At 73.2% G+C, this 13308-nt stretch carries 12 protein-coding genes; 11 read left to right on the top strand and 1 reads right to left on the bottom strand.

Features of this window, described 5'->3' with window-relative positions; all coding sequences use genetic code 11:
- Positions 1–5 precede the first annotated feature (5 nt).
- A complete protein-coding gene (locus tag JK364_RS28295) occupies positions 6–1835 on the bottom strand; it encodes a cellulose-binding domain-containing protein (RefSeq protein ID WP_201854142.1) in 1830 nt (609 codons plus the stop codon).
- A 510-nt stretch (positions 1836–2345) separates the two neighbouring features.
- Here JK364_RS28295 and JK364_RS28290 point away from each other — a divergent pair.
- The 11 genes from JK364_RS28290 to JK364_RS28240 all read left to right on the top strand — a co-directional run bounded on the left by JK364_RS28290 (position 2346) and on the right by JK364_RS28240 (position 13301).
- Positions 2346–4415, top strand: coding sequence for a TerD family protein (locus tag JK364_RS28290; protein ID WP_201854225.1), 2070 nt, complete (start codon positions 2346–2348; stop codon positions 4413–4415).
- 160 nt (positions 4416–4575) lie between these two features.
- Positions 4576–5487: a dihydrodipicolinate synthase family protein gene (locus JK364_RS28285; RefSeq protein WP_201854141.1), complete on the top strand. Its 912-nt coding sequence runs from the start codon at positions 4576–4578 to the stop codon at positions 5485–5487.
- Positions 5488–5548: 61 nt separating this feature from the next.
- Positions 5549–6550: a proline racemase family protein gene (locus JK364_RS28280; protein ID WP_201854140.1), complete on the top strand. Its 1002-nt coding sequence runs from the start codon at positions 5549–5551 to the stop codon at positions 6548–6550.
- A gap of 27 nt (positions 6551–6577) precedes the next feature.
- Positions 6578–6826, top strand: a complete 249-nt coding sequence (locus tag JK364_RS28275; protein ID WP_201854139.1) for an FCD domain-containing protein — start codon at positions 6578–6580, stop codon at positions 6824–6826.
- A 68-nt stretch (positions 6827–6894) separates the two neighbouring features.
- On the top strand, positions 6895–8127 hold the full coding sequence (locus tag JK364_RS28270; RefSeq protein WP_230992604.1) for an NAD(P)/FAD-dependent oxidoreductase: 1233 nt from the start codon (positions 6895–6897) through the stop codon (positions 8125–8127).
- Positions 8108–8419 carry a (2Fe-2S)-binding protein gene (locus JK364_RS28265; RefSeq protein WP_201854138.1) on the top strand — a complete coding sequence of 104 codons (312 nt, stop codon included), beginning with the start codon at positions 8108–8110 and terminating at the stop codon, positions 8417–8419. The genes JK364_RS28270 and JK364_RS28265 overlap by 20 nt, the downstream gene beginning before the upstream one ends.
- A gap of 7 nt (positions 8420–8426) precedes the next feature.
- Positions 8427–9875, top strand: coding sequence for an FAD/NAD(P)-dependent oxidoreductase (locus JK364_RS28260; protein WP_201854137.1), 1449 nt, complete (start codon positions 8427–8429; stop codon positions 9873–9875).
- A gap of 120 nt (positions 9876–9995) precedes the next feature.
- Entirely contained in the window at positions 9996–10385 is a 390-nt protein-coding gene (locus JK364_RS28255) for a TOBE domain-containing protein (protein ID WP_166484036.1), read from the top strand.
- A 65-nt stretch (positions 10386–10450) separates the two neighbouring features.
- The gene (modA, locus tag JK364_RS28250) at positions 10451–11302 is read left to right on the top strand and encodes a molybdate ABC transporter substrate-binding protein (RefSeq protein WP_201854136.1); all 852 of its coding nucleotides are present in this window, start codon (positions 10451–10453) and stop codon (positions 11300–11302) included.
- 71 nt (positions 11303–11373) lie between these two features.
- On the top strand, positions 11374–12201 hold the full coding sequence (locus tag JK364_RS28245) for an ABC transporter permease (RefSeq protein ID WP_230992644.1): 828 nt from the start codon (positions 11374–11376) through the stop codon (positions 12199–12201).
- On the top strand, positions 12198–13301 hold the full coding sequence (locus JK364_RS28240; RefSeq protein ID WP_201854134.1) for an ABC transporter ATP-binding protein: 1104 nt from the start codon (positions 12198–12200) through the stop codon (positions 13299–13301). Before JK364_RS28245 ends, JK364_RS28240 begins: the two co-directional genes overlap by 4 nt.
- The last annotated feature ends 7 nt before the right edge of the window (positions 13302–13308 follow it).

The following is a 13308-nucleotide window of genomic DNA, read 5'->3' as shown; positions in this document are numbered from 1 at the left end:
TGTCGTCAGCCCGCGCAGGGGCGGCCGTTCAGGGTGAAGGAGCCGGGCGGCCGGTTGCCGTCGCTCCAGGAGCCGAGGAAGCCCATGGAGAGGGAACCACCGGCCTTGACGCGCTTGTTGTAGTCGGCCGAGGTGGCGGTCACCTTGGGGCCGTGCTGGGTGAACTCCCCGTCCCACATCTGCGTCACCCGCTGGGAGTCGCGGAAGGTCCAGGTGACCCGCCAGTCATCGAGGGAGTCGCGGGAGGTGAGGGTGACGGCGGCCTGGAAGCCGTCGGGCCATTCGTTGACCAGCTGGAAACGGGCCGTGCAGTCGGCGTCGTCGCCGGGCTTCCGGTCGCCGGAGGGCGGTTTGCCGCCGTGGCCGGACGCGGAGCCGGAGCCAGAGTCGGAGTCGGAGTCGCCCTTGGCGGACGAGGAGGATGGGGCGGGGGAGCGCCCGGGTTTCTTCTGGTGCCCCTTGCCGGAGCTCTTCCCGTCCTTTCCGTCCTTCCCGCCCTCGCTCTTCGAGGGGCTGGGGGAGGCGGGGGCGCCGGGGTTGTACGGCGAGGAGGTGGCGGGGGGCAGGCTGCCGGGGGTCACCTCGGGGCCCATGGAACCGCCGGTGCGGTTGTCGGAGTCCGCGGCGGTTCTGGTCATCGCGACCAGTGCGGCGAGGGCGACGACGGCTATCACCGCCAGGATGACCGTCGTACGGGCTCTGCGTAACCGGCGGCGGGCGGCGCGGTTCCGGACGACCCGGTGTCCCCCGGAGCGAGCCCCGCTCACGCCATCGGCCCCGCCCGCACCGGCTCTGCCACCCGTATCGGCTCTGCCGCCCGCACCGGCTCTGCCGCCCGCACCGGATCTTCCGCCGGCTCTGCCCTCCACACCATCGGCCCGTCTGCTCCGCCGCGCCCCGACCGTGTCCAGGACCCGGTCGCGCAGCCGCTCCCAGAGCGGCGCGCGGACCGCGTGCGCGGTGGGCGCGGCGGCGCGGGCGCTCGGCTTGGCGCCCGGGGCCCGCTCGCCGAGCGCGCGGCGACGCTTGAGGTAGAGGTGCGCGCCCCAGCCGATGACCCCGCCCGCCAGCGCGCCGGGCAGCCCGGCGCCGTCCACATACATGCAGGTGGCGGCGTCCCGGCAGGTCCGGCAACGGGCGAGGTGCTGCCACAGGTCGGCGGGTGAGGGGGAGTCGGGCGCCCGGGTGGCGGCGTCCAGCAGCTTGGCGTAGCTGCGGCACTCCTCGTCGGTGAGGGTGTCCACATGGGCGCGCTGACACCGTTCGCGGAAGGCCGCGCGGACCCGGGCGATCTCCTCGGTGGCGTACTCCGGGTCGTACCCCAGCTGCCGCGCCACCGCCTCCGTGGACCGCGCCTCCACCTCGACCAGCCACAGCAGCTCCCCGTCCGCCTCCGGCAGGTCCCGCAGCGCGCGCAGGGCGAGCGGCTGGTCGCGGGGCGGGGCGGCGAACCGGGCGGCGAGGTCGGAGGCCAGCCAGGTCCGCAGCTCCGGGTTGAGCCGGTCCCCGTGCCGGTGGGCGTCCCAGTCGGCGGCGGTCTTCCGTACGGCGGTCAGAAAGAGCGGAAGCCACGGGAGGCGCTTGCCGAAGCCCCGGGTGCGGCGGTTGCGGGTTTCCCGGATGCCCCGCCGGAACGCCTCGGTGGCGAGCCGCATCCCGTCTTCCGGGGTGGTGGTGCACAGTTCCGCGTAATCGGCGACCGCGTCCCAGTACGCGCCCAGCAACGCCGTGGCGGAGGCCGCGCCATCGACATCCTCGCCGGGCGCCTCGGCGACCCCGCGACGCGTCGGGGAGCCGTCCCCGGGCGATTCCCTGGGAGATGAGTGGTCGGGCATGGAGGCAATTCCTCACTCACGAACAGCGGCGCCCCCGCCGGGGGCAACCCTCTCACAAACGGGCCGCGGGGTGGTCAGCCAACAGCACAGCGGTGCCTCGGAGTTGGGGATTCCCCTTACGGGGCGGGGCGAGCCTTTCACGCCGGTGACCTGGCTGACAAGAGACGAAGAGCAGTCCCCGTTTTGGATGATGAGCCACCTGACAAGCCGTGGGATCCGGCCGAATCAACGTGAATAGTAGTCACGTTCACTGTCTCGTGCGACACATTGACCACACCCGCAAAAGGTATAGACCGCACAGTTCGCGCCGTGAACTCCTGTGCGTTTTCGGTGACTTCCGGAGGCCGCAGGCCGGTATCAATTGACGCATGACCTCCCGAAACGCGTGGTTCGGGCGCTAAGGTTCACTTCGCTCACGCGACATGTGCGGCGCGTCACGCATCGCCATGCGGAGGCCGCTCGGGGGGTCCGAGGCGGCTGTCTTTTTTTGGGGGGCCAACCATGCGGGAGATGATCAAGGGTGGCAATGTCGGCCTGGCCGCTCTGAGCGAGGACACGGGATCCGTGATCCTGAGCCTGAACTGGAGCTCGGCGACCGGAGATGGGGACGCCGACGTCTCCGTGCTGCTGCTGAACGGTGACGGCAAGGTCCGTGGCGACGCCGACTTCTACTTCTACAACAACCCGGCCGCCGCCGATGGCAGTGTGCAACTGCTGGGCAAGACGCCGACCGCCGAGGGGAACGAGGACCGCATCAGCCTCGATCTGACGGCGGCCCCCGCGGATGTCGAGCGGATCGTCGTGGCGGCCAGCCGGTACGGCGGCGCCAGGTTCGGCGATCTCGGCGACCTGCGGGTGACCCTCGCGGACCGGGTCGGCGAGACCCTGCTGGGGTTCTCGATCGAGGACGCCGATGTGGAGAGCGCGTTCATCTTCGGCGAGCTCTACCGCCGGGGCGCGGAGTGGAAGTTCCGGGCCGTCGGGCAGGGGTACGAGTCCGGACTGGCCGGTCTGGCCACGGACTTCGGCATCGACATCGACGATGACGCGGCCGACGAGGCGACGGCTGACGAGGCGACCGCCGACGAGGAGACGGCCGACGAAGCGACCGCCGACGAGGCGACCGCCGACGAGGTGGCGGACGCGGCGCCGGAGGCGGTGGAGCAGGCGCCCGCGCCCGGGGCCGAGGGGGCACCCGGCACCCCCGTGCGGACGGCGGCGCCCACGGCCCCGGTGACGGGCGAGGACTCCGCACCGGCTCCGGCCCGCCGCCCCCGTACGGCGAAGAAGAAGGTCACGCTTCCCAAGGTCGCCAAGAAGTCGCTGGCGGAGAACGAGTCGTGGCGGGCGGCTCGGCTCTTCCCGGTTTCCTCGCTCAGATACGACCGGGAACGGGAAACGCGCGCCACGTCCGTCCTGCTGTCGGTGATGACGCAGGTGCCCGAGTTCGGGCGTCGGCTCACGGCGGCCTTCGGCGCGCCCGCCGGTCGTATGGAGACCTTCACCGAGGTCTCCCTGCCGCACGGAGGCAACTCCCCCAAGCGCCCCGACGGCGTGATCCGCGTGGAGCGGGCCGGGAAACTCTGGACCGCCCTGGTGGAGACGAAGACCAACGGCAATCCGCTCAAGTCCGAGCAGGTCCAGGACTACATGGACATCGCCGCCCGGCGGGGCTACGAGGCCGTGATCACGCTGTCCAACGACGTCGCTCTCGAAGGCAGCCCGCTGGTCGACATCAAGGTCGACGGACGCCGTAAGCACAAGGTCGCGCTGTGGCATCTGTCCTGGGCCGAGGTGGCCCACCACGCCCAGATGCTGATCCGCCACGAAGGTGTCGGCAACACCGCGCACGCCTGGCTCCTCCAGGAACTGCTGCAGTACCTCCAGCACGAGAACTCCGGCTGCCACGGCTTCCAGAACATGGGCCCGGCCTGGGTGCCGGTGCGCAACGGCATCGACAACGAGACCCTGTGCCAGGGGGACCGGCGCGCCATCGACGTGGTCGAGAGCTGGGACCGGCTCATCCGCCAGGTCTGTCTGCGGCTGGGCGGCGAACTCGGGCAGAAGGTGCTGCCCGTTCAGCGTGCCAGGCGGGGGACCGACCAGAGTTCCCGTCGTGCGGACATGGCCGACCGGCTCTGCGAGGAGGGCCGTCTCTACGCCGAGCTGCGCATCGAGGGCACCTCCGGGATCCTCGCGATCGTCGCCGATCTGCGCACCGGCAAGCTGCGCACCGCCATCGAGATTCCGGCCCCCGACCAGGGCTATCCCCTCAGCTGGGCCAAACGCCTGGTCCGGCAGCTCGCCGAGGCCCCGGCCGACCTCCATGTGGAAACCCTGGTCGAGGGGCAGGGCGGCGGCCCGCGCGGCACCCTCGAGCGGCTCCGCCCCGAACCGGCCGACATGCTCCCCAAGGGCGGCGCCCGGATAACCGGGTTCCGGCTGTCCCTCTTCAAGGGCATGGGCGGCGCCCGGGGCAATGCCGAGTCCGGCTTCATCCGCAGTGTCGACGACGCCGTGGACCGCTTCCACTCCGGTGTCGTCGCCCGGCTGGGAAGCCGTCCGGCCCGACGGCCGTAGAGGACAGGGGACAGGGGACAAGGGACAGGGGACAAGGAATAGGGGACAGGGGGCAAGAAGGCGGGTCGGGCCACTGTGCAGTGTGACATTGCACTGCTACCGTTGAAAACACAAAGGACAAAGGACAGTGGCCTGGTCCCCCTCCCCCAGGAGGTTCCGCATGCCCGATCTCTCCGCGCCCTGGCGTGGCGTTCATGTCGCCACGGCGCTTCCGTTCCATGACGATGACGAGTTGTCGGTCGACTACGAGGGTTACGCCGCCCATGTGCGGTTTCTCGCCGAGCACGGCTGTGACGGGGTCTGCCCCAATGGGTCGTTGGGGGAGTACCAGACCCTGACGGACGAGGAGCGGGCCCGGGTGGTGCGGGTGGCGGTGGAGGCGGCGCCCGAGGGGTTCGCGGTGATGCCGGGGGTGGCGGCGTACGGGGCGCTGGAGAGCCGGAGGTGGGCGGAACAGGCGGGGGAGGCCGGGGCGCGGTCGGTGCTGGCGCTGCCGCCGAACAGCTACCGCGCCGACCGGGAGGCCGTGGTCGGCCACTACCGCGAAGTGGCGCGCGCCGGGCTGCCGGTGGTGGCGTACAACAACCCCCATGACACCAAGGTCGACCTCACCCCGGAGCTCCTGGCCGAGCTGCACGGGGAGGGGCTGATCGGCGCGGTCAAGGAGTTCAGCGGGGATGTGCGGCGGGCGTACGAGATCGCCGAGCGCGCCCCCGGTCTTGATCTGCTGATCGGCGCCGATGATGTGCTGCTGGAGCTGGGGCTCGCCGGGGCCGTGGGGTGGATCGCCGGGTATCCGAACGCGATTCCCGACGCCACCGTGGAGCTGTACCGGCTCGCCACCTCGGGCGTCGGCGCGGATCTGGAGAAGGCGCTGCCGCTGTACCGCGCGCTGCATCCGCTGCTGCGCTGGGACTCCAGGACCGAGTTCGTCCAGGCCATCAAGGCGTCCATGGACCTCGCCGGGCTGCGCGGCGGAGCCTGCCGCCCGCCGCGTTCGCGGCTGGCCGGGGACGTGGCGGATCGCGTCGTCCGGGAGACCGAGACGGTGCTCGCGCTGGGGTACCGGTGAGGGCCGTGCGGGTGGGGGTCGCGGTGCGGGTGAGGGCCGGGGCACGGGGCAGGGGGCGGCGGTGAGGTCGCGGCGGGTGTTGCACACCGTGGAGTCCCACACCGAGGGCATGCCCACCCGGGTGGTCACCGGCGGGGTGGGGACGCTCCCGGGCGCGACCATGGCCGAGCGCCGGCAGTGGTTCATCGAGCACCGCGACGATCTGCGCACCCTGCTGATGTACGAGCCGCGCGGCCACTCCGCGATGAGCGGCGCCATCCTCCAGCCGCCGACCCGGCCGGACGCGGATCACGGCGTGCTCTTCATCGAGGTGTCCGGCGTGCTGCCCATGTGCGGCCACGGCACCATCGGCGTGGCCACCGTGCTGGTCGAGACCGGGATGGTCGAGGTGCGGGAGCCGGTCACCACCATCCGCCTGGACACCCCGGCGGGTCTGGTGGTCGCGGAGGTCGCCGTGCGCGACGGGTCCGCCACCTCGGTGACGTTCCGGAACGTGGCCGCGTTCTGCCCGGCCACCGACCGTACGGTGCGGGTGCCCGGCTTCGGCGAGGTGCGCTACGACATCGCCTTCGGCGGCAACTTCTACGCCATCGTGGAGCTGGACGCCCTCGGGCTGCCCTTCGACCGGGCGGCCGGGCAGGAGCTGCTGACCGCCGGGCTGAAGATCATGGACGCGGTGAACGCGCAGGACCCGCCGCACCACCCCGAGCGGCCGGACATCACCGGCTGCCGCCATGTCTACCTCCAGGCCCCGGGTTCGACGGCGCGCCACTCCCGCCACGCGATGGCCATCCACCCGGGCTGGTTCGACCGCTCCCCCTGCGGGACCGGCACCTCCGCGCGGATGGCCCAGCTGTACGCACGCGGTGAGCTGGGCCTCGGCGAGGAGTTCGTCAACGAGTCGTTCATCGGGACGCGGTTCATCGGGCGGCTGCTCGAGGAGACCACGGTGGCGGGGCTGCCCGCCGTCGTGCCCTCGATCACGGGGCGGGCGTGGGTCACCGGCACCGCGCAGTTCCATCTCGACCCCGAGGATCCGTTCCCGGCCGGGTTCCTGGTGTAGAGAGGGGAGATCGGTGGTGGATGGGACATGACCGGATCCGCTCCCCGTGGCCACGCCGGGAATCGGCGGCTGGTGGACGTGGTCTCCGAACTCCGCTCCCAGACCCGGCTGCTGGGGCTCATCCCGCTGCTGGAGAGCGGACGGCTCGGCCAGTCGGCGGCCGAGCACCACGCTCTTCTGGACCTGGTGGAGGCGGGGGACGCACGCGGCGCCGAGGCCATGACGCATCGCCATATCGGCCATGTGCGCGGGCTGTGGGCCGGTGGCCCCCGGTGACGCCGGGCGGGAACGACTCGACACACCAAGACTTGCCGAAGACCCAGGACTTGCCGAGGACCCAGGACTTGCCGAGGACCGCCGACCTCGTCGTCATCGGCGCCGGTGTCGTCGGCGCGGCCGCCGCCTGGTTCGCCACCCTGGCCGGGCTGCGGGTCGTGGTGGTCGACCGGGGTGCCATCGCGGGCGGCACCTCGGGCGCGGGCGAGGGAAACGTCCTGGTCTCGGACAAGGAGCCGGGCCCGGAGCTGGAGCTCGCGCGGTACTCGCGGCAGGTGTGGGGCGAGGACCTGGGCCCGTACGGCGAGTGGTGGGAGTTCGAGCGGAAGGGCGGGCTGGTGGTCGCCTCCACCCCCGCCGCCCTGGCCGCGCTGCGGACGCTGGCCGAGCGGCAGCGGGCCCGTGGGGTCGTCGTACAGGAGGTGTCCGGGGCGGAACTCCACGACCTCGAACCACGGCTGACCCGCGAGGCCGCCGGGGGCGCGCTGTATCCGCAGGACGCCCAGGTGCAGCCCATGCTGGCGGCGGCCCATCTGCTGCGGCTCGCGCGGCGGCGCGGGGCGGTGGTGCGGACGAGGACGGAGGTGGTGGGGTTCCTCCGGCGTACGGGTGCCCCGGGCGGCGGTGCGGGTGCCCCGGCCGCCTCCGGAGGCGGTGCGGGTGCCCCGGTCACCGGCGTACGGACACCCCACGGCACCGTCAGCGCCCCCGCCGTCCTGAACGCGGCGGGCACCTGGGCCGGTGCGGTGGCGGGCCTCGCGGGCGTCGAGCTGCCGGTGCTGCCGCGCCGGGGCTTCGTCCTCGTGACCGAACCACTGCCGCCCGCGACCGTACGGCACAAGGTCTACGCGGCCGACTACGTGGACGCCGTGGCCAGTTCGGACGCGGAGCTCCAGGCGTCGCCGGTCGTGGAGGGAACGGGCGGCGGCACGGTGCTGATCGGCTCCACCCGGGAGCGGGTCGGCTTCGACCGGCGGCCGTCCCCCGCCGCCGTACGGGCGCTGGCCCGGGGCGCGATCGGGCTGTTCCCGATGCTGGCGTCGGTGCGGGCGATGCGCGTGTACGCGGGCTTCCGGCCGTACTGCCCCGACCATCTGCCGGTCATCGGCCCCGACCCGCGCGCTCCCGGGCTGTGGCACGCCTGCGGCCACGAGGGCGCGGGGATCGGCCTCGCGGCGGGGACGGGGAAGCTGATCGCACAGGCGCTGACGGGGGAGGCGACGGATCTGGACCTGACGCCGTTCGCCCCCGAACGCTTCGAGTTCGAGGAGGGTGGTGCGGATGAGCCACGCGGGGAGTGAGGAGCGCGCGGGGTCGTCGCCCTACCGGCTGACCTTCGACGGCACGGCGGTCACCGCGCTGCCGGGCCAGAGCGTGGGCGCGGCGCTGGTGGCGGCCGGGATCGTGGCCTGGCGGACCACGCGGCGCGAGGGCAGACCGCGCGGGCTGTTCTGCGGGATCGGGGTCTGCTTCGACTGCCTGATCACCGTGGACGGGCACCCGGGACAGCGGGCCTGCCTGGTCCCGGCGCGGGACGGAATGCGGCTGTCGGCGGAGGGCGATCGCGGTGGTGATGGCGGCGATGGGGACTGATCGGCCGATGTATGACGTAGCGCCGACGTACGACGTGGCCGTCGTGGGCGCGGGCCCCGCCGGGCTCGCCGCCGCCGTCGGGGCCGCCGAGGCGGGCCTGGAGGTGGTGCTCATCGACGCCGGGCGCCTGCCCGGCGGCCAGTACTGGCGCCATGACGAGCACTCCACACCCCCTGCCCACCACCACGGGCGGCTCTTCGCCCGCCTCCGCGCCCGGCTGCACTACCAGCGCCGCCTCGGCCGTCTCCACTACCTCCCCGGCCACCAGGTCTGGCTGATCGACCGCCCCCGCCCGGACTCCGGGCCGTTCACCCTGCGCCTGAACGGTCCGTACGACACGGCCCCCGTCGAGCGGGACCGGGTGCGGGCCCGCTCGCTGGTGCTCTGCTGCGGTGCGTACGACCGCCAACTGCCGCTCCCCGGCTGGGAGCTGCCCGGGGTAATGGCGGCCGGAGGCGTCCAGGCGCTGCTGAAGGGGCATCGGGCGGTGGCGGGTCGGCGCGCGGTGGTCGCGGGCACGGGCCCGTTCCTGCTGCCGGTGGCGACGGGCCTGGCGCAGGCGGGGGTGCGGGTCCTCGCCGTATGCGAGGCCAACCCGGCGCATGGCTGGCTGCGCCACCTGGACGGGGCGGTGCGGGCGCCCGCCAAGTCCGCCGAGGCGGTGCGGTACGCGGCGCTGATGGCCCGCCACCGCATCCCGTACCGGACCCGGGCCACGGTGACCGAGATCCTGGGCGAGGACCGGGTGCGCGGGGTGCGGCTCGACGGCGGCGAGGTGCTGGAGGCCGATCTGGTGGCGCTGGGCTGGGGTTTCACCCCCGCCCTCGAACTGCCCCTGATGGTCGGCGCCGCCACCCGCCGCGACCTCGACGGCTCCCTCGTCGCCGTGGTCGACGCCCGTCAGCGCACCACCGTCCCGGACGTCCTGGCCGCGGGGGAGACCACGGGCGTGGGCGGCGCCGCGCCGGCCGTCGCCGAGGGACGGCTGGCCGCCCTGTCGCTGGCGGCGGCCCACGGACTGCCGGTGGATCCGCGCGCCGTACGGCGGCTGCGCACCGCGATCCGCCAGGGCCGGGCCTTCGCCGCCGCGCTGCACCGCACGTACCCCGTGCCCGATGGGTGGACCGACCGGCTGACCGAACGCACGGTGGTCTGCCGCTGCGAGGAGGTCACCTACGGGGAGCTGTGCCGCGCCCGTACCGACCTCGGCGCCGAGGAGCCCCGCACCATGAAGCTCCTGGCCCGCCCGGGGATGGGCTGGTGCCAGGGGCGGATCTGCGGTTTCGCGGTCGCCGCCGTCACCGCGTCGCTGACCGGCCGCCCGGCCACGGCGGAGGATCTGCGGCCGCTCTCGGCACGGCCGTTCGCGGCGCCGGTGACGCTGGGGGAACTGGCGGGGATGGACGAGTCGGCGGAGCTGGGCGAGTCGGCGGACGACGCGGACGAGGAGCCCTAGCCTCCGCGAGCCCTCGCCACCGGCAGCCTGCGCAGATGCCAGCCCCCGTGCCCAAATCGTTGGACGGATACCACCTGATCGCCATGTACTGGCTCGCAGATGCGGCGCTACCATCGGCGGATGCATACGTACCGGATCGGTGAGGCCGCGGCCCTGATGGGGGTCAGCGTCGACACCTTGCGGCGCTGGGTCGACAGCGGACGGCTGACCGCCGAACGGGACGAGCAGGGGCGCCGGATCATCCCGGGCCCGGCGCTCGCCGCGTTCGCCCGCGAGGTCGCCAGCGGCACGGACCGCGACCACCCCGGCTCCTCGGCCCGCAATCGCTTCTCGGGGATCGTCACCGAGGTGATCCTCGGCGATGTGTCCGCGCAGGTGGAGATCCAGGCGGGCCCGTTCCGCGTGGTGTCCATGATCAGCCGGGAGTCGGCGGAGGAGCTGAAGCTGGAGCCGGGCGTTCCGGCCGTCGCCGTGATCAAGTCGACCAACGTGGTCGTGGAAACGCCGTGAACACGCGCGTCGAGGGCGGCACAGGCAGCAGCCGCAGCAGTCGCAGAGAGGGAGAGACACACCCCATGACGACCCGTTCCGTATCAGGTTCCGGATCCCGACCCCGACCCCGTTGGACGCTCCGTGTGGTGGGTGGCTTCGCGCTCGCCGCCGTGGCGCTCACCGCCTGCTCCTCCGGTGACTCCGACGACTCCGGTGACTCCTCCAAGAAGTCCAGCTCCGGTTCCTCCTCCGAGAAGCTGTCCGGCACGGTGACCGTGTTCGCGGCGGCCTCGCTGAAGGAGAGCTTCACCGCACTGGGCAAGACCTTCGAGAAGGAGCACCCCGGCACCAAGGTCTCCTTCAACTTCGGCGGCAGCGACGCCCTCGCGGCCAGCATCACCTCCGGCGCGCCCGCCGATGTCTTCGCCGCCGCGAGCCCGAAGACCATGAAGACCGTCACCGATGCCAAGGACGCGAAGGGCACCCCGGCCACCTTCGTCCGCAACCAGCTCGAGATCGCGACCCTCCCGGGCAACCCGAAGAAGATCAAGACGCTCAAGGACCTCACTCACTCCGGGTTGAAGGTCGCGCTGTGCGCCAAGGAGGTGCCGTGCGGCTCGGCGGCCCAGAAGGCGCTGGACGCGGCCAAGCTGAAGCTCACCCCGGTCTCGTACGAGCAGGACGTCAAGGGCGCGCTGACCAAGGTGCAGTTGAAGGAGGTCGACGCCTCCGTCGTCTACAAGACCGATGTGAAGGCGGCGGGCGGCAAGGTCGCGGGGGTGGAGTTCCCCGAGTCGAAGCAGGCCATCAACGACTATCCGATCGCCCTGCTGAAGAACACCCAGAACGCGGAGGCGGCCACGGCCTTCATCGACCTGGTGAAGTCCGCACAGGGCCAGAAGGTGCTCGGCCAGGCCGGTTTCCTCAAGCCGTGACGGAGCGGAACGCCGGGGCCAGGCCGGGGGCCGGGGCCGAACCAGCGGGGCCAACCGGCCCCACGGAGGTTCTGGGCAGCGGCACACGGCGACGACGCCCCGGCACCCCCCGCCGCCGCGCGGGCAGCGTCCCGCTGCCGCTGCTGCTGCCCGCCCTCGCCGGCCTGGTCTTCCTGGTGCTTCCGCTGGTCGCGCTGCTGGTCCGCGCGCCCTGGCGGAGCCTGCCCGACCAGCTGACCAGCGTCGCGGTGTGGCAGGCGCTGCGCCTCTCGCTGATCACCGCGACCGCCGCCACCGCCGTGGCGCTGGTCCTGGGCGTACCCCTGGCCTGGCTGCTGGCCCGCGCCCGCTTCCCCGGCCGTCGGCTGCTGCGCGCCCTGGTGACCCTGCCGCTGGTGCTGCCGCCGGTGGTCGGCGGCGTGGCGCTGCTGCTCGCGCTGGGCCGTAACGGAATCGTGGGCCGCTGGCTGGACTCGGCGTTCGGCGTGACCCTGCCGTTCACCACGGCGGGGGTGGTGGTCGCGGAGGCGTTCGTGGCGATGCCGTTCCTCGTGATCAGTGTCGAGGGCACGCTGCGGGCCGCCGATCCGCGCTACGAGGAGGCCGCCACCACCCTCGGCGCCTCGCGCTTCACCGCGTTCCGGCGCGTCACCCTGCCGATGGTCGCGCCCGGCGTGGCCGCGGGCGCGGTGCTGGCCTGGGCGCGGGCGCTGGGCGAGTTCGGCGCCACGATCACCTTCGCGGGCAACTTCCCCGGCCGTACGCAGACGATGCCGTTGTCGGTCTATCTCGCGCTCCAGAGCGACCCGGCCGCCGCGATCGCGCTCAGCCTCGTCCTCCTCGCCGTCTCCATCGCGGTCCTGGCCGGGCTGCGCGACCGCTGGATGGCCGCCTCATGACCAACACGGACACCTCACCCACCGAGAAGGCCGCGCCGCACACCGACGGCCTCGACGCCCGGCTCGTCGTCGACCGGGGCGGCTTCCGGCTCGACCTGCGGCTGACCGCCGCGCCCGGCGAGGTGGTCGCGCTGCTCGGGCCGAACGGCGCGGGCAAGACGACCGCGCTGCGCGCCCTGGCCGGGCTCACCCCGCTCACCGAGGGCGCGCTGCGGCTGGACGGCCGGACCCTGGAGGAGCCGTCGCATCGGCTGCGGACGCCGCCCGAACACCGCCCGGTCGGCGTCGTCTTCCAGGACTATCTGCTCTTCCCGCACCTCACCGCGCTGGACAACGTGGCGTTCGGCCCGCGCTGCCACGGGGTGCCGAAGGCGGAGGCCCGCGCGCAGGCGGCCGACTGGCTGGACCGCATGGGCCTGACCGACCGCGCGGGCGCCAGACCCCGCGCCCTGTCCGGCGGGCAGGCCCAGCGGGTCGCCCTCGCCCGCGCCCTGGCCACCCGCCCCCGGCTGCTGCTCCTGGACGAGCCACTGGCCGCGCTGGACGCCCGTACCCGCCTCGACGTGCGCTCCGGACTCCGCCGCCATCTGGCCGACTTCGAGGCGGTGGCCGTCCTGGTCACCCATGACCCGCTGGACGCGATGGTGCTCGCCGACCGGCTCGTGGTCGTGGAGGACGGCCGTATCGTCCAGGAGGGCGCCCCGGCGGACATCTCCCGCCGCCCCCGCACCGACTACATCGCCAGCCTCGTCGGCCTCAACCTCTACCAGGGCCGCGCGGACGGCCACACCGTGACGCTCGACGGCGGCACCACCACCATCACCACCACCGAAGACCTCACCGGCCCGGTCTTCGTCGCCTTCCCACCCGCCGCGGTCACCCTCCACCGCGACCGCCCCGACTCCAGCGCGCGCAACCTGTGGCGGCTGGAAGTGGCCGGTATGGAGTCCCACGGCGACCAGATCCGCGTCGACCTCACCGGCGAACTCCCCCTCCTGGCCGACCTCACGACGGCGGCGGTAGCCGAACTTTCCCTCCACCCGGGCCGCCCCGTCTGGGCCACCCTGAAGGCCACCCAGACCCACGCATACCCGGCGTGACCTGGCC

The sequence above is a fragment of the Streptomyces endocoffeicus genome (assembly GCF_016741935.1).
GTDB classification, from domain to species: domain Bacteria; phylum Actinomycetota; class Actinomycetes; order Streptomycetales; family Streptomycetaceae; genus Streptomyces; species Streptomyces endocoffeicus.
Note: the sequence above shows the minus strand (reverse complement) of the source record. Positions and strands in the feature narration are given on the sequence as shown.